Origin of the sequence: Lysinibacillus sp. NPDC097195, assembly GCF_044762075.1 — a bacterium.
Taxonomy (GTDB): Bacteria; Bacillota; Bacilli; order Bacillales_A; family Planococcaceae; genus Lysinibacillus.
The window spans coordinates 1,168,482-1,185,145 of the sequence record NZ_JBIWDP010000001.1 but is presented as its reverse complement, the minus strand read 5'-3'; the positions used below and the strand labels follow the sequence as shown (position 1 = coordinate 1,185,145).

Below are 16,664 nucleotides of genomic sequence, written 5' to 3'. Positions count from 1 at the left end.
ACCCTTTCTGTTCAATTATTGTAAAAGTGAAAGTAAAAAGTTTCTAATAGGTGTAAAAATAAATGTAATGAAATCTAATGGGCTAGGGATATTCTTCTTTAAGCCAATCGCAATATTTAATACCGCTCCTATTGTCAGTATTAATGAAAAAACGACTATCGTTTTTTTTTCGCCCTTTTTCTTCAAAGGGGGAATGACTATATAAGCAATGATGAAAGTAACAATGATGATAGTAAGGGAAATAAACATCGAGAATTACTCCTTTGATTTATACAATAATGAATTTTGTATCGTTCCTAATCCTTGAGTCGTTACATGCACTTCGATGTTGACGGTTACATCTGGATAGATTGTTGACCATTCTTTTTTCATTTTTTTCCATTTTTGCGGATCTGCACGATGGAGTGCTTCACCAAATCCTAAAATATCGAGCTGATAATCTTGTTGAATAATTTTTAATGTTTTTTCCGTTTGTTCTTTAATTTTTTCTTCCGTCTTTTTATTAATTTTTTGAATGGCGTTGTCAGCTGTTAAATTCATGTCACAATTCACTTCGCCGATATTTTGTGTAATATCTATTGTTATCTTAATTTTAGGTTGACTATTTTTAAAAGTCCCTTTTATTTTAGAGGACGATTTTGTAATTTCTGTTGATAGATCGCCTCCTTTAGGGCAAGCGAGTACTTCTACCGTACTTTCAATTTTATTATTCAAATAATTATAGTAAATACTATCTTCTTCAGATAAAATGCCTACCAATTTATCATCTTTAAAGACAGCAATTCCAGCGTATTTTAAAATAACGGGTGTTGTAATTCTTTCGACATTGGTTTGATCTATTCCTAATTTCTTATCTCCCTGTATTTCTATTGCAGATAATACCGCACTTTTTTCCTGTCCACTTAGAGTATTCAGCAACTCATCGGTACTGACAGATAATGTGGAACCAAATGATTTTTCGGATACCTTGATTGAATTTAATAATTTATTAGCCGGCATTTTTTCTATCGGGGTTAAGACGTTTAGGACTTCTTTTGCTGTAGCCTCATGAGAAACAATGACATCAAAATCATTTCTAAATTCATGATCTCTAGCTATAAAGTCAAGTGGTTCGTTTAATCCTTCTTTGGCTAACTCTTCACCAATTACAACGATTTGTAGATGTGAAAAATAAGGCTTCCTCGGTGTTAATGTTGTCATTCTTCTAATAGCTTCAAAAACACTGCTACCTTTCGCATGATAAGTGACAACAGGGGCTCGCCCACTAGATGGTTGCTTCGAGGAAATTTCGCTCGGATCAACAACTTGGATTGATATTTCATAGGAATCGTCTACTTTATCTATGCCGAGTGCTACGACGATTCCTAATTCATTTAGCTCACGTTTACTCCAGCAACCACTTAATAATAAAGTGAGGGCTAAGAATAACAACATTGTCTTTGGTTTTGACATGAACTATTCCTCATTTGCTCATTATTGGTTATTTCTTTTTGTATGAACCTGATATTGTTGGGCTCTCACATTATTTTTTTGACTAATTAGACGCGGTCTTGTAAATAAATATCTACGTGGGAACAAAACCATTGCATCTTTTTGATCTTTTAAAATAATTGGCCCAAATGGACTCATATATGGAACGCCGAAAGAACGTAAACTACATAAGTGTAGAAGGATAATCATAATGCCAAACATCACGCCAAATAAACCAAATACTGCTGCGAAAATCATTAAAGGGAAGCGCAGTACACGAATCGTATTCGACAAGCCATAGGAAGGGAATAAAAAGCTACAAATGGCTGTTAGTGCCACAATAATAACCATAACGGCTGAAACAACACCCGCTTCCACAGCCGCTTGGCCAATGACTAATGTACCGACAATCGATACGGCAGGCCCAATCGTTCTTGGCATTCGTAAACCTGCTTCTCGCAATATTTCAAACGCAATCTCCATTAATAACGCTTCCACAACGGCAGGGAAGGGTACTCCTTCTCGCTGGGAAGCAATACTAATAAGCATGGCTGTTGGCAGCATTTCCTGATGGAAAGTCGTAATAGCAACATAAAGAGAAGGCATTAATAAGGCAAGCGTGATACCAAAATAACGTAAAAGGCGGATTAGTGAACTGATAATCCAATTTTGATAATAATCTTCTGCTGCTTGTAAAAAGGATGAAAAAATCACTGGAACGGTTAAAACTAGCGGAGTGCCATCCACCAATATTGCAATTTTGCCTTCTAATAACTCTGCTGCAATCACATCAGGGCGCTCCGTATTATAGATCATGGGAAACAAGGAAAATTTAGAGTCTTGAATATAATCTTCTAAATAGCCAGTTTCTAATATGCCATCAATTTTAATTTGATCTAAACGGTCAAGAACCTCTTGGACAATTTTGTCATTCGCAATGCCGTTTATATACATAACCGCTACATCAGTTTGGGTTACATCGCCAATAACCCGAGATTTAATCCACAGGTCAGGACTTTTAATTTTTCGACGAATCAATGCCGTATTCGTACGTAATGTTTCCGTAAAGGATTCCCTTGGTCCTCTTATTACTGATTCTGTTTGAGGCTCTGTAACGGCTCTATCTTTAGCGCTTTTTGTGCTTGTAGCAATTGCTTTGGATTGTCCATCTAGTAAAATAACGGTATCACCATTAAGCACAACGTTGTATAGAACCGTGAAATCTAAAACATCTTGAACATCGCCTACCGCTAAGCATTGCTTTTTTATATAGACATTGAGGTCATCAATTTTATGATCCGGTTCATTGTCAATGTCGAGCATTAAATTCTCTAAAATATCGGTAATAACCGTTTTATCTGATATACCATCAATGTTAATTAAAGCAATCGATTCATTATTGAGTTTGTCGAGGGTAATCTCCCGCAGTATCACATCATTACTATGACCAAGCGTTTCTTTAATTGTAAAAATATTTTCAGCAAGAGATGTGTGCAGTAAATTTGTCGTTGGCTGCTGCTGTTGGGAGGTATTATTGTCTGTTGAATTGGGCATTGTTTCTCCTCCTCGATGTCTAGATTAACTAGTATGAGGATAGTCAATTTTAAGGAGAGCTAAACCAACTAATTACAACAAAAGAAAAACAGTGTTTCCTTTCAATTTACTGAAAGGAAACACTGCATTATTTAACATAGTCATATTTTAATTCGTAAAGTTGTGCATCAACGTCAACGTGTAAGTTATAATCGTTAAAAAACCATAAATCTTTATCTTCGATATAATATGTCACACCATCTGCTTCAGTATGAACGCCTATTTCGAGTGGTTCTTCACGTGTCATGCCCAGAGAAAAACCTTCATGAAAAGGACTCGAACCACCATATCGAGCATAAAAGCGAATTGTATCGCCTGTTTCGACTTCCATTTCATTTTTAAACCATTGAAGCGCTTCGTCTGTAAGTGAGATATTCATACGCCAACTCCTTCTATGTTATAGCCATTTCACTTTTGGTTCAGTGCCGTTTTTAATGCGTGTAATATTTGCTCGGTGACGATAAACAATAAAGATAAATAAAAATGCTACTAATATAGCTAAAGCGAAATCGCCTGTCACAAAAAAGTAGATTATCGAATAAATTAATGCAACTAGCGCAGCAATCATCGAAGTCAGGCTAACAATTTTCGTAAGCTTCAACGTTACGATAAAGGCGATGAATAGTAAGATGAATAGTGGCCAAGAATAGCCTAATAAGACACCAGCTGATGTGGCAACAGCTTTGCCACCACGAAAACTTGCAAAGATTGGGAACATGTGGCCAATGACCGCAACAAGTCCTAAAATAAGTCCATGGATTGAGGCATCAGAAAAGACAGGTAATGTTACTAAAAGCACAGCAGCTGTTCCTTTTAAAATGTCCATTATTGTCACAACTAATCCTGCTTTTTTTCCTAAAGTCCGGAAAGTATTGGTAGCTCCTAAATTGCCGCTTCCATGCTCACGAATATCTGTTTTGTAAAATATTTTGCCGATCCATAACCCAGAAGGTATAGAGCCGATAAGATAGGCACATAAAATAATAAGTCCGTTTAACATCGGTGGACTCCTTTCATCCAAATAATATCACTTGGTACTAATAGTTTGTATCAAGTATTTTACACTTTTTCTCTTTAATCTACAATGGTATGAAGGAGATTTCATCATAGGCCTTGAATTCAATACAAAAGGAAAATTTTACTTTATGATTTCAAAAGTCACAGGCTAACAATAGCTTATGTTAGGTTATTCAGTACTAGTATAGCATCAATACCTAAGCGCTTTCTTAAAATATAGGTAAAATGGCAATTTTGTCAATCACACGTTCCTTTGGTAGAATAGAAGTCTATCTTTAATTTCTATGTGAAACGATAAAAAATCATCATTCAACAGAAAACGCCTACCAATCACATGTGGTATGCTGATTATTAGTGTTTTGTCGGCGACTTTGCTGGCTGAATGAAGATAGCGCTTCCGACGGTTTTCATCCATTATTCGGATAGTCAACAGACTGTATTACACGACTATGGACAACAATCATTGAGAAAAGCCGTCGAGACATAATGAAAAAATATATAAATCTGTCACTAGCTATTGACAGGAAATGCTATTATTATTAGGATGAGAACGTAATCAGAACATGCGTTTGTTTTTTGGAGGGGAATCTTTTGGCGAATAAACAGTCACCTAGCGTTTATAATGATGACGCAATTCAAGTATTAGAAGGATTAGAAGCGGTGCGAAAGCGACCCGGCATGTATATCGGTTCCACAGATGGCAGAGGACTTCATCACCTTGTATATGAAATCGTAGATAATGCGGTGGATGAAGCACTTGCTGGCTTTGGTTCTCATATCATCGTCACGATTCATAAAGATCAAAGCTTAAGCGTTCGAGACTTTGGACGTGGAATGCCAACTGGTATGCATAAAATGGGCAAACCAACCCCTGAAATTATTTTCACAGTATTACATGCAGGTGGTAAATTTGGACAAGGTGGCTATAAAACAAGTGGTGGCTTACACGGTGTTGGTTCTTCAGTCGTTAATGCTTTATCAACATTTTTAGAAGTTACGATTCATCGGGACGGAAAAAAATATAAGCAGCGATTTGAAAACGGCGGGCACCCTGTAACAACACTTGAAGAAATCGGTCAAACAAAACAAACAGGAACACTTGTCCACTTCCTACCAGATGACACGATTTTCTCCGTTACAAAATTTAATTATGATACGCTAGCAGAACGCTTACGGGAGTCTGCATTTTTATTAAAAGGCTTAAAAATTGAGTTAATTGATCAACGCGAGGAAGGCAAAGGTGATGTTTTCTTTTATGAAAACGGCATTGAAGCTTTCGTTGCGTATTTGAATGAGGAAAAAGATGTCCTTCATCCAGTGAAATATGTAGAGGGTGAGCAAGACGATATCGAGGTTGAATTTGCCTTTCAATTCAATGACGGCTATTCAGAAACGATTTTATCGTTCGTTAACAATGTTCGTACGCGTGATGGTGGTACGCATGAAACTGGTGCAAAAGCTGCCTTAACACGCGTGTTTAATGAATATGCACGTAAAATTGGATTACTGAAAGATAAAGATAAAAACCTGGAAGGGACAGATATTCGTGAAGGTTTAGCAGCGATTGTCTCTGTGCGTATTCCTGAACATTTACTCCAGTTTGAAGGTCAAACGAAAGGAAAGTTAGGTACGAGTGAAGCGCGTTCAGCAGTGGATAGCGTAGTATCCGAGCAAATTTTATATGTATTAGAAGAGAACGCTGAGTTATCCGCTTCACTTGTACGTAAAGCTATTCGTGCACAACAAGTTCGTGAAGCGGCACGAAAAGCGCGTGAGGATGCTCGAAACGGCAAGAAAAATAAAAAAGGTAGTACGATTCTTTCAGGAAAACTAACACCTGCGCAATCTCGTAATGCTGCGAAAAACGAGCTATATTTAGTCGAAGGTGATTCTGCCGGCGGTTCAGCCAAACAAGGGCGAGATCGAACATTCCAGGCGATTTTACCGTTGCGCGGTAAAGTTATTAATACTGAAAAAGCAAAGCTCCAAGATATTATGAAAAACGAAGAAATTTCTACGATTATACATGCGATTGGTGCTGGTGTTGGAGCGGATTTCTCAGTAGAAGATTCTGCATACGATAAAGTCGTTATTATGACCGATGCGGATACGGACGGTGCACATATTCAAGTGCTGCTATTAACGTTCTTCTATCGTTATATGCGCCCGTTAATTGAGGCTGGCAAAGTATTTATTGCCTTGCCACCACTTTATAAAGTATCTAGGGGTACTGGTAAAAAAGAAGTTATTGAGTATGCTTGGACCGAAAATGACTTGCAAAAAGCCATTAAAAAGGTCGGCAAAGGCTATATGCTACAACGCTATAAAGGTCTTGGTGAGATGAATGCTGACCAATTGTGGGATACAACGATGAATCCTGACACACGTACGCTGATTCGTGTAACCATTGAAGATGGTGCACGCGCTGAGCGTCGTGTGACGACGTTAATGGGCGATAAAGTAGAGCCACGCCGTAAATGGATCGAAGCAAATGTAAACTTCGGTATGGAGGATGATTCCAATATTTTAGAAAATGAATTCATCCAACAAGAGGAGGACCAAGCATGAGTAGTACGGAAAAGTTTCAAGATTTACCTTTAGAAGAAGTAATGGGTGACCGTTTTGGTCGCTATAGTAAATATATTATTCAAGACCGCGCGTTGCCTGATGCACGCGATGGTCTTAAACCTGTACAGCGTCGTATTTTATTTGCGATGTATACGGAAGGGAATACGAACGACAAACCGTTCCGTAAGTCTGCTAAAACAGTCGGGAATGTTATTGGTAACTATCATCCGCATGGTGATAGCTCGGTATATGAAGCAATGGTGCGTATGAGTCAAGATTGGAAAGCGCGCCATATGCTGATTGAAATGCATGGTAATAATGGCTCAGTTGATGGTGACCCACCAGCTGCGATGCGTTATACAGAAGCGAGATTGTCAGCTATTGCTGCAGAAATGTTACGTGATATCGGCAAAAAAACGGTGGAGTTTGTGCCAAACTTTGACGATCAGGATATGGAGCCGACAGTTTTACCGGCTCGCTTCCCGAATTTGCTTGTTAATGGCTCGACTGGGATATCTGCTGGTTATGCGACTGATATTCCGCCACATGCGCTTGATGAGGTATTAGATGCTGTCTTAATGCGTCTAGAGAAACCGAATGCTACAGTAGATGACCTTATGACAGTAATTAAAGGCCCTGACTTTCCAACAGGTGGTATTATCCAAGGGGTAGATGGCATTAAAAAGGCTTATGAAACAGGGCGTGGCAAAATTATCGTCCGTGCACAGGCAGCCATTGAACCATTAAAAGGTGGCAAAGAGCAAATCGTTATTACGGAATTACCGTATGATGTAAACAAAGCGAATCTTGTCAAGAAAATTGACGAGCAACGTGTCGATAAACGCCTTGAAGGTATTGCTGAAATTCGCGATGAATCAGATCGTACTGGTTTACGTGTCGTTATTGAGCTGAAAAAGGATATACCAGGTCAAGGAATTTTACACTATTTATTCAAAACTACGGATTTACAAGTAGCCTATAACTTTAATATGATTGCTATTCATAATCGTCGTCCTACAATGATGACATTGCCACTGCTCCTTGATGCTTACATAGCCCATCAAAAGGAAGTGGTGACAAATCGCTCGATATATGATTTACAACGAGCAAAGGATCGTTCACATATTGTCGATGGTTTGATAAAAGCACTTTCGATTTTAGATGAAGTGATTGCAACCATTCGTTCATCCAATGATAAGCGTGATGCAAAAACGAATTTACAGGTCAAATATGACTTTACAGAAGTGCAATCTGAGGCGATTGTCAGCTTACAATTATACCGTTTAACAAATACGGATATTACAGAGCTTCGTCATGAACAAGATGAATTAAATGCATTGATTGCAAAGTTAGAAGGTATTTTGCATAGTGAGGCGAAATTAGTTCGTGTAATTAAACAAGAATTACTAGACATTAAAAAGCGTTTCTCTGAACCACGTCGTTCAAAAATCGAACAAGAAATTGAAGAAATTAAAATTACGTTAGATGTGCTCGTTCCAAGTGAAGAAGTTGTTGTGACAGTTACAAAGGACGGTTATATTAAACGAACTTCTACCCGTTCTCATGCAGCATCCAATGGCCAAGATATTGCCATGAAAGATTCGGATTATTTATTGTATGAGGCAAATTTAAATACCCAGCACCATTTATTGTTGTTCACAAATCGCGGAAATTATATTTATCAGCCTGTCCATGAATTGCCGGATATTCGCTGGAAAGATCTTGGTCAGCATATTTCCAGTATTGTGCCGACAGGTGAGGACGAAACGATACTTGCAGTCTATGGTTTTGACTCGTTTGAGCAGCCAAATACGTATATTTTAACGGCTACAAAAGAAGGACAAATAAAACGCTCGCCACTGGCTGATTATGCTGTGACACGTTATTCAAAACCGATTAAGACGATGAATGTCAAATCTGGTGATGAAATGATCATGGCGGACATTGTATCAGACGAAGCGGAATTATTATTAATTACTGATACTGCCTATGCTATCCGTTTCCCGATAGAAGAGTTACCAGTCACTGGTGTGAAAACAGGTGGTGTCAAAGGTATTACACTGAAAGATGGGGAAGCGCTCGTTGGTGTAACGATTTTAAACCCGGCCAATACGGAGTATGTTGTAATTGTTACACAGCGTGGAGCTGTGAAGAAGATGAATGTTGCTGAAGTCGATATGGCTAGCCGCGCGAAACGTGGTTTAAAAGTGTTAACAGAATTAAAAGCCAATCCACATCGTATTGTGGCGGTTGTACAAGCTAGTGATGATGAACAAGTAGTAGTCGAAACTGAAAAAGGCGTCCAAGAAATAATCGATGTCAAAGGATTGACTCGTGCTGATCGCCATTCAAATGGTTCCTTTAAAGTAGATATTGCGACTGATGGTGCGATTTCGCATGTAGTCAAAATGAAAAAAGAAGAATAACAACCTATTTTGCCCATGTTCTGACAACGAACATGGGCTTTTTTCATAAATGAAAGCTTTGTTCAGAAAAAGTGGCATATTAACTCCTGCCTTGATTTTAAATTCATTTTACAAATATATACTACAGAACATACATTCGTGGTATGATTTATTGGATTATACGAGCAAGGGGGAGCATTATGAAGTTAAAAAACATCGACATTGAAGAACGAATGAAACACTATAATGTCCAAGGTTTAAGTATCACATGGCTTGAGGACGGTAAAATTTGTGGAGCAGAAAATTTCGGTATATTAGAAGTGGGTTGCAATAGAAAAACAAATGAAGATTCTATTTTTAGTGCGTGTTCAATTAGTAAGTTCTTAACAGGAATCCTTGTTATCAAGCTAGTAGAGGATGGACTTCTTGACTTAGATAACAATGTGAATGATAGCCTTATATCGTGGAAAGTACCAGAAAATGATTGGACAAAAAATAAAAAAGTGACTTTGAGGAACTTACTAAGTCATCAATCTGGCATTCAAGACCCTGAAGGAAGTTTTCCAGAACTAAATTCTGACATTGGGATTCCTACGATGGTTGAATTATTAGAGGGGCAAACGCCTTATTGTACAACTCCCATTGACGTCAAGTGTGAACCGGAAAGTGAATTCCATTACTCAGATGCAGGTTTTTGTATCATTCAGCAACTGATAGAAGACGTTACTGAAAAACCGTTTCAGCAAGTTATGAATGAGCAAATATTTAATCCATTAGGTTTATCAAATAGCCATATCAATATGACGATGTTGGAAGTAGACGCACCAAATTGTTCTTGTGGTCACAACAAAAAAGGTGAATTGATAGATGGAAAGTATCCTATATATCCTTATCCAGCCGCTTCTGGATTATGGACAACTTCTTTGAATTTAGCTGCATTAGTTATTGAGTTAATGAATGCTATTCAAGGAGAAAGTAAGTTAGGCATTTCTGAAAGTTTAGCTAAAGAAATGATAACCCCGCAAAGAGGTAAGAGTTGGACTGGATTAGGTGTGTTTCTTGAAGGCGCTGAAAATGAATTAGAAATTACATCACTTGGGTGGGGAGTAGGTTCTCAATGTATGATGGTGGCTTTTCCTTATTTAGAGAAAGGTGTAGTAATAATGACGAATACAGAATTAGGTGTCCATCAACTCGAGGGTATTATAGGAGAAATTTATAACTCTTTTTTGTCTTAAAAGAGTTAAGGGGGAACTATGCAGCTATCCTAAGCAAGCCCAGCTCAAATTATCTTTGTATCAATTTGCGATTAGTGAAAATTATCGGGGGCAAGGGTTATTATAAAAGATGCTAGACACGATAAATGAATTACCTATCATTTCATAAAATGATTTTTATGAAAAATCAGGATGGTATTTACAAGAACAAAATGTGCACTTACATGTGTGGATTTATAATGTCTGAACAAATCTAATAAGTAGTATACACATGGGCTTGGAGATACAATTCCGGGCTCATTTTTTATTCATTTTGCCACTAAAAATGTGGAATTTCGTAGTCTTAACTTCTCACCTTCATTAAACGAGAATGGTAATTATTAAAACTGAAATTGGCTAATTATGTTAAAATCAAGTAAGGGTTAAAAAAGATTTTACTTAAACAGTAAGAAGGTAGGACTTTGTCTTTTTTAGGATTATTTGTTCTAACAGTTTTATTAGTGGAATACCAATCATATTGAAAGATAGTGCTCAATTTTTAGAAGTGCCATTTCGGCAAATTTACATCATTCAGTGTTATGAAGCAGCATGAACAAGAAATAGTTTAAAGGGAGAGAAACAAATGAGTGTAGAAATTTATCATGAAGAACAATCCGAAGAAAGTATTCAATTTGCAAAATGGATAGCTGCTCAGGGGAATAAGAAAAGTTTTTCTACTATTGAAAACACTAAAAGCTTCCTTAAGCAAAGAGGAACTGAAAATACGATACCTTATGCTATTGGCAAAGATGTTAAATTTGCAAGTGATATTCAGGAGATGTCGTTCGAGGGCATCCAGGTCTTCACATTAAATAATCAAATGTCCTCAAATCAAAAAGTGATTCTCTATTTACATGGTGGTGCTTGGACAAGTCAACCTTTGGATTTGCACTGGATGTTTATGGATAACATGGCACAATCCTTAGATGCCAAAATTATTGCGCCTATTTATCCAAAAGTACCTCATTTTAACTATAAGGATACTTATCCGAAAATCCTCCACCTATATAAAGAAATAGTTAGAACGGTTGAAAGCGCAAATCAAGTGACCCTTATGGGCGATTCTTCTGGCGGAAATATTGCGCTTGCACTAGCCCAACTTTTAAAGTTGGAAGACCTGCCTCAACCGAAAGATATTATTTTATTATCTGCCTGTGTTGATATGACTTTGAGCAACCCGCTTTTACCTGAATATGATGAAAAGGATCCGCTTTTAGCTCGTGAAGGAATGGAAGTCATTACAAAGCTATGGGCAGCTGATAAAAGTTTATCGGACCCATTAATTAGTCCAATTTACGGTGACTTTCAAGGAGTTGCGAAGATTACTCATTTTATTGGTACACATGAAGCGCTATATCCGGATGCCATGACCTTTGATGAAAAACTTACTAAACAAGGAATTGCTATAAACACTTATGTTTACCCAAACATGCTTCATGTGTTTGTTGTGATGCCAATTCCTGAAGCTTTAGATGCTCACCAAAAAATTATTCATATTATTAATGACTAAGGAAGGGTCGACAATAAAGGGGTATAGTATAAAATATTAGAATTAGATGACCATGGGGAAATTGAGATGATATATGTGAAAAAGGCAATGATATTTCTAGTTTTCATTTTTATGATAGTATCTTTTCCTTCGATAACAAGTGCTTGTTCGTGTGCCGATTTACCAAGTGTTGAACAAGAATTCGAACGTTCAATAGCCGTATTTAGTGGGAAGGTTATTGAAATAAAAGAGAAAAGAAGTTTAAAAGGCTATACATTACATTCTGTTCTCTTTGAAGTAACGAACACATGGAAGGGTGTTAAACAATCGCAACTAATTCTTAGTACTGGTCAAGGTGATGGGGATTGTGGCTATCCTTTTATAAAAGGACAAGAATATTTGGTTTATGCTGATGACTCAAGTGTATATGGGGGAAAATCGCTTGTAACAGTCACTTGTGATCGTACGAATATATTGAGTACTTCACAGGAAGATTTAGAGATACTTGGAGCAGGACAGCCTCCTATAGAAGAAGTTAATTTGAGTAGTCAATATAATAGAAATCAACTATATGTTTGGGCAACTTCGGCAATAGTTATTGCCATGATTGTATATTTCATAGTCCATAAAAGAAAAAAGTTGAAATAGATTGATTATAGGTGATCACTGATACCTTTATTATTACTTAAAAATTACTAGCTTGTCTTTTTACGATAGATATGGGTATAATAATCTTCGAAAAGTTCATAAGTAAAGAATGTAGGGGGGCTGGAAGTTGCCAGCTGAGAGTGCATCCGTTTAGATGCTGACCCTTTGAACCTGATTTGGCTCGTACCAGCGTAGGGAACATCTATTCAAAAATAATTGTACACATTTTTTTGATACCGTTTGCAAACGTCTGGGATAATTCCTAGGCGTTTTTTTGTTTAGACAGGAATTTACCCACAACACACCTATAATCCGCAACAAGCGTGTGCAACAATGCTGAGAATACGTTTTCTACTGGTGATGACATTCAATCATGAACACTTTCAAATTATTAAACTTGGAGGAGACAGCATGAAAAAATGGTTATTCGTTGTCATTGCTGCACTGTTAACATTAGTTGGTTGTAGCGAAAAAGCAGACAAAGAGGAAACAAATTCATTAAAAAAGGTATCGGTCGTCCTGGACTGGACACCTAATACCAATCATACAGGACTGTACGTTGCGAAAAAGTTGGGCTATTTTAAAGAGCAAGGCTTAGACGTAGACATTATTTTACCTGGAGAAGCGGGTGCTGATCAGCTTGTAGCATCCGGTAAAGCACAATTTGGCGTAAGCTACCAGGAAGGTATTACGCAAGCACGTGTACAAGACGTGCCGCTTGTGTCGATTGCAGCCATTATTCAACATAATACGTCTGGCTTTGCATCTGTTGCATCAAAGGGCATTACGTCACCTAAAGACTATGAAGGAAAAACTTACGGAGGCTGGGGTGCGCCATTAGAACAAGCTGTTTTACAATCACTTATGCAAACAGCAAATGCGGATATCAATCAATTAGATATCGTCAATGCAGGCGATTTAGACTTTTTTACCATGATGCAGAAGGATATTGATTTTGCGTGGATTTTTTATGCTTGGACAGGGATTGAGGCAGAACTTCGTGGGGAAACAATAAATATGCAGTATTTGACTGACTATAGTAAGCAACTTGATTATTATACACCGGTACTAGCTACGAATGAAAAAATGATAAAAGAAAATCCGGACGTCGTAAAGGCATTTGTTGCGGCATCGGCTAAAGGTTATGAATATGCAATTGAGCACCCAAGTGAAGCGGCTGATCTATTACTTGAAGCGGTTCCTGATTTAGATAAAGCACTTGTGCATAAAAGTCAGGAATGGTTAGCAAATAAATATCAAGATGATGCAACGCAATGGGGCGAACAAAAGTTATCCGTTTGGGAAAACTATGCAGACTGGATGACAAAAAACAATGTTTTAGAAGGCGAGTTCCATGCTGAGCAAGCCTTTACCAATGATTTTTTACCAACGAAAGGAGCAAAATAAATGGCGAATTCATTAATTAGTGTACAAATTATACCGAAAACAGAAAAATATGAGGATGTCATTCCATATGTTGATGCTGCGATTGCGGTAATCGATGCATCAGGTGTGCACTATGAGGTTCACCCACTTGAAACGACGATGGAAGGTGAATTATCTACTTTGCTGCAAATTATAGAAGACATGAATAAAAAAATGATTGAACTAGGTGCCATCAATGTTATTACACAAGTAAAAATTTTATATCAGCCAGCAGGTATTTCGATGGGAACATTAACGGAGAAATACCGCGGATGAGGCAAATTCTCATGAAAGGAAGGTCGATTATTTTTATCGCCTTCCTGTTAGTCATCTGGGAGGTTATCATACGTTTAGCTAATATTCCGCAATGGTTGTTGCCAGCACCAAGTGCCATTGCGGTTGAGGGTATTCACTCTTTGCAAACCTTTATGCCTCATGTGCTCGCTACTATACAGCTTGCCTTACTAGGTCTAGTAATCGGCATTGTATGTGGTTTAAGTGTTGCGGTGCTATTACATCGTTCCGCTACAATGCGGGCATTTGTCTATCCTATTTTAATTGTATCGCAAAATGTGCCTGTGCTTGTACTTGCGCCATTATTAATTATTTGGTTTGGTTTTGGGCTGTTACCCAAGCTAATTATTATTTGCCTCGTGTGCTTTTTCCCTATCGTGATTGCAGCCATGGATGGCTTTCGGCAAACATCACCTGAGCTAAAGCATTATTTTGCAATGATTGGGGCGACAAAGCGACAAACCTTTTGGAAGTTAGAATGGCCGTTTGCGTATCCATCTATATTTTCAGGCATTAAAATTGCGGCGACGTATAGTGTCATGGGGGCCGTGATTGCAGAATGGCTTGGTGCGAAAAAGGGCATCGGTGTTTACATGACCCTTGCACAATCATCGTTTCGCACAGACCGGGTATTTGTAGCAATTTTTGCGATTGTGTTATTGAGTTTGTTGTTATTTAGCAGTATTCGTTTGTTAGAGAAGCTTTTAGTAAAGGGGAGAGGATCACATGCTGAACATTCACGACATATCTAAATCGTTTGGTTCGCTTGAAGTTGTTCGGAATTTATCCTTTACGGTTAAGGAAGGAGAATTTGTGGCAATCATTGGCCCCTCAGGGAGTGGGAAAAGCACGCTCTTTCAATTAATTGGTGGTATTACCTATGTGGATCACGGGGCAATTTTGTTAAATGGAGAAGACATTCAACAAAAATCAGGCACTATTGGCTATATGCCGCAGCAACCTTGCTTATTACCGTGGCGCACCATATTAGAAAATGTCATGCTTGTGGAAGAACTGCATCATCGACCGAATATAGAGCTTGCACAAACTTGGCTAGAAAAGGTGGGACTTGCTTCATTTGCTCAAGCCTATCCGCATGCTTTATCAGGGGGCATGCAACAACGTGTATCTTTTCTGCGTGCCATCGTAAGCGAGAAACCGATTTTGTGCTTAGATGAACCGTTTTCAGCACTCGATGAGTTTACAAGATTAGAAATGCAAGCTTGGCTGTTATCTATATGGGAAGAATATAAAAAATCAATTCTGTTTGTGACCCATAGTATTGAAGAAGCGCTATTTTTAGCAGACCGCATCATTGTCTTAACGAAACGTCCAGCTACGCTGAAAGAGGAAATTATTGTGCCATTTGCGCGACCTCGCTCAGAGGAAATTCGACATAGTGTACAATTTACACAATTAAAAAAACAATTGTTTCATTATCTTAAAGAAGAAAAGGACGATAGTTATGTTGATTGATGCTCATATTCATTTAGATCAGTATAAGGAAGAGGATGTACCAAAGCTACTTGAAGAAGCGCAATTTGTGATTGCGGTGAGTACAGATTTGCAATCGTGTGAGAAAACGTTGACGTTATCCAATTTATTTACGAAGGTCAAGGCGGCGTATGGTTTTCATCCTGAGCAGTCGTTACCTAGTGACCATGATAAACAAGCACTTTTCAATTGGATACGGCTTCATGCAGAGGATATGGTTGCGATTGGCGAGGTTGGCTTACCTTATTATCGAAAACAGGCTCAAGTACTTGATGAGCGTCCTTATATTGAACTGTTAGATCAATTTATTCAGTTAGCAAAAGAGCTTCACAAACCGATTGTTTTACATGCTGTTTATGAGGATGCGCTCATCGCTTGTGATTTGCTTGAGCGACATGCTGTAACGAAAGCACATTTTCATTGGTTTAAAGGAAGTGAAGAGGCAATTGAGCGCATGATACATAATGGCTATTTTATTTCCATTACTCCGGATTGTGTATATGAAGCGGAGATTCAAACGTTAATAAAAAGTTATCCATTGGAACTAATGATGGTAGAGACGGATGGACCTTGGCCATTTGAAGGACCTTTTGAAAATGCTCGTACCTCTCCGTGTATGATGGCTAAAACAATCGATGTCATTGCGTCGCTTAAAGGGATTACAGTGCAAGAAGCGGGGCAGAAAGTGACTGAAAACACGAAATTATTTTATGAAATATAAGGATAGGACCAAAAACAGCCACATTTAGAGCGAGTCATCATCTCCTTGTGGCTGTTTCCTATGTTTTGTTCGAATATGTTCTAGTGTTGCCCGTTTTGTTTTTGTCACGCGCTCATGCGTACTAAAAGGGGAAGTTTGACGTTTTTTCTCAACATCCTTGCCTTGCGTACGTTTTAAATGCATACGTTTCTTTTTTGCTTTAGAAAATGCCATCATAATCACTCCATTTCATATTACCAATATATTACCGAAAAAGGTGAGGAAAGTAAAACCTCGTAAGCTAT

Annotated in this window: 16 protein-coding genes and 1 riboswitch; of the genes, 10 read left to right on the top strand and 6 right to left on the bottom strand. The window is 38.0% G+C overall.

From position 1 onward, the window contains the following. Nucleotides 1-15 precede the first annotated feature (15 nt). The 5 genes from ACIQXI_RS06090 to plsY all read right to left on the bottom strand — a co-directional run bounded on the left by ACIQXI_RS06090 (nucleotide 16) and on the right by plsY (nucleotide 4,063). Nucleotides 16-249: a hypothetical protein gene (locus ACIQXI_RS06090; RefSeq protein WP_402922590.1), complete on the bottom strand. Its 234-nt coding sequence runs from the start codon at nucleotides 247-249 to the stop codon at nucleotides 16-18. A 6-nt stretch (nucleotides 250-255) separates the two neighbouring features. Beyond that, on the bottom strand, nucleotides 256-1,452 hold the full coding sequence (locus tag ACIQXI_RS06085; protein WP_402922588.1) for a Ger(x)C family spore germination protein: 1,197 nt from the start codon (nucleotides 1,450-1,452) through the stop codon (nucleotides 256-258). Between the two features lie 21 nt (nucleotides 1,453-1,473). After that, complete coding sequence (locus ACIQXI_RS06080; RefSeq protein ID WP_402922587.1) at nucleotides 1,474-3,024, bottom strand: spore germination protein; 1,551 nt, start codon at nucleotides 3,022-3,024, stop codon at nucleotides 1,474-1,476. Between the two features lie 127 nt (nucleotides 3,025-3,151). Further along, nucleotides 3,152-3,442: a HesB/YadR/YfhF family protein gene (locus tag ACIQXI_RS06075; RefSeq protein ID WP_402922585.1), complete on the bottom strand. Its 291-nt coding sequence runs from the start codon at nucleotides 3,440-3,442 to the stop codon at nucleotides 3,152-3,154. A gap of 18 nt (nucleotides 3,443-3,460) precedes the next feature. Beyond that, nucleotides 3,461-4,063 (bottom strand): glycerol-3-phosphate 1-O-acyltransferase PlsY, encoded by a 603-nt coding sequence (gene plsY, locus ACIQXI_RS06070; protein WP_402922583.1) that lies wholly within the window; start codon nucleotides 4,061-4,063, stop codon nucleotides 3,461-3,463. A gap of 608 nt (nucleotides 4,064-4,671) precedes the next feature. Here plsY and parE point away from each other — a divergent pair. From parE to ACIQXI_RS06020, 10 genes are all read left to right on the top strand, one after another. Further along, a complete protein-coding gene (gene parE, locus ACIQXI_RS06065; RefSeq protein WP_402922581.1) occupies nucleotides 4,672-6,648 on the top strand; it encodes a DNA topoisomerase IV subunit B in 1,977 nt (658 codons plus the stop codon). Beyond that, nucleotides 6,645-9,074, top strand: coding sequence for a DNA topoisomerase IV subunit A (parC, locus tag ACIQXI_RS06060; protein WP_402922580.1), 2,430 nt, complete (start codon nucleotides 6,645-6,647; stop codon nucleotides 9,072-9,074). Before parE ends, parC begins: the two co-directional genes overlap by 4 nt. Nucleotides 9,075-9,253: 179 nt before the next feature. Next, a complete protein-coding gene (locus ACIQXI_RS06055; protein WP_402922578.1) occupies nucleotides 9,254-10,291 on the top strand; it encodes a serine hydrolase domain-containing protein in 1,038 nt (345 codons plus the stop codon). A 601-nt stretch (nucleotides 10,292-10,892) separates the two neighbouring features. Continuing rightward, complete coding sequence (locus tag ACIQXI_RS06050; protein ID WP_402922576.1) at nucleotides 10,893-11,819, top strand: alpha/beta hydrolase fold domain-containing protein; 927 nt, start codon at nucleotides 10,893-10,895, stop codon at nucleotides 11,817-11,819. 66 nt (nucleotides 11,820-11,885) lie between these two features. Continuing rightward, on the top strand, nucleotides 11,886-12,446 hold the full coding sequence (locus ACIQXI_RS06045; RefSeq protein ID WP_402922574.1) for a hypothetical protein: 561 nt from the start codon (nucleotides 11,886-11,888) through the stop codon (nucleotides 12,444-12,446). Nucleotides 12,447-12,549: 103 nt separating this feature from the next. Beyond that, nucleotides 12,550-12,661, top strand: a riboswitch (TPP riboswitch). A gap of 196 nt (nucleotides 12,662-12,857) precedes the next feature. Continuing rightward, nucleotides 12,858-13,853 (top strand): ABC transporter substrate-binding protein, encoded by a 996-nt coding sequence (locus ACIQXI_RS06040; RefSeq protein ID WP_402922573.1) that lies wholly within the window; start codon nucleotides 12,858-12,860, stop codon nucleotides 13,851-13,853. Then, nucleotides 13,854-14,147, top strand: a complete 294-nt coding sequence (locus ACIQXI_RS06035) for a thiamine-binding protein (protein ID WP_402922571.1) — start codon at nucleotides 13,854-13,856, stop codon at nucleotides 14,145-14,147. It abuts the gene before it with no gap. Next, the gene (locus tag ACIQXI_RS06030; RefSeq protein ID WP_402922569.1) at nucleotides 14,144-14,917 is read left to right on the top strand and encodes an ABC transporter permease; all 774 of its coding nucleotides are present in this window, start codon (nucleotides 14,144-14,146) and stop codon (nucleotides 14,915-14,917) included. Before ACIQXI_RS06035 ends, ACIQXI_RS06030 begins: the two co-directional genes overlap by 4 nt. Then, nucleotides 14,892-15,641, top strand: coding sequence for an ABC transporter ATP-binding protein (locus tag ACIQXI_RS06025; RefSeq protein WP_402922567.1), 750 nt, complete (start codon nucleotides 14,892-14,894; stop codon nucleotides 15,639-15,641). Before ACIQXI_RS06030 ends, ACIQXI_RS06025 begins: the two co-directional genes overlap by 26 nt. Further along, nucleotides 15,631-16,380, top strand: a complete 750-nt coding sequence (locus tag ACIQXI_RS06020; protein ID WP_402922565.1) for a TatD family hydrolase — start codon at nucleotides 15,631-15,633, stop codon at nucleotides 16,378-16,380. The genes ACIQXI_RS06025 and ACIQXI_RS06020 overlap by 11 nt, the downstream gene beginning before the upstream one ends. A gap of 24 nt (nucleotides 16,381-16,404) precedes the next feature. On the opposite strand, the gene ACIQXI_RS06015 is transcribed toward ACIQXI_RS06020, so the two are convergent. After that, nucleotides 16,405-16,593 (bottom strand): hypothetical protein, encoded by a 189-nt coding sequence (locus ACIQXI_RS06015; RefSeq protein WP_402922563.1) that lies wholly within the window; start codon nucleotides 16,591-16,593, stop codon nucleotides 16,405-16,407. Between the last annotated feature and the right edge of the window lie 71 nt (nucleotides 16,594-16,664).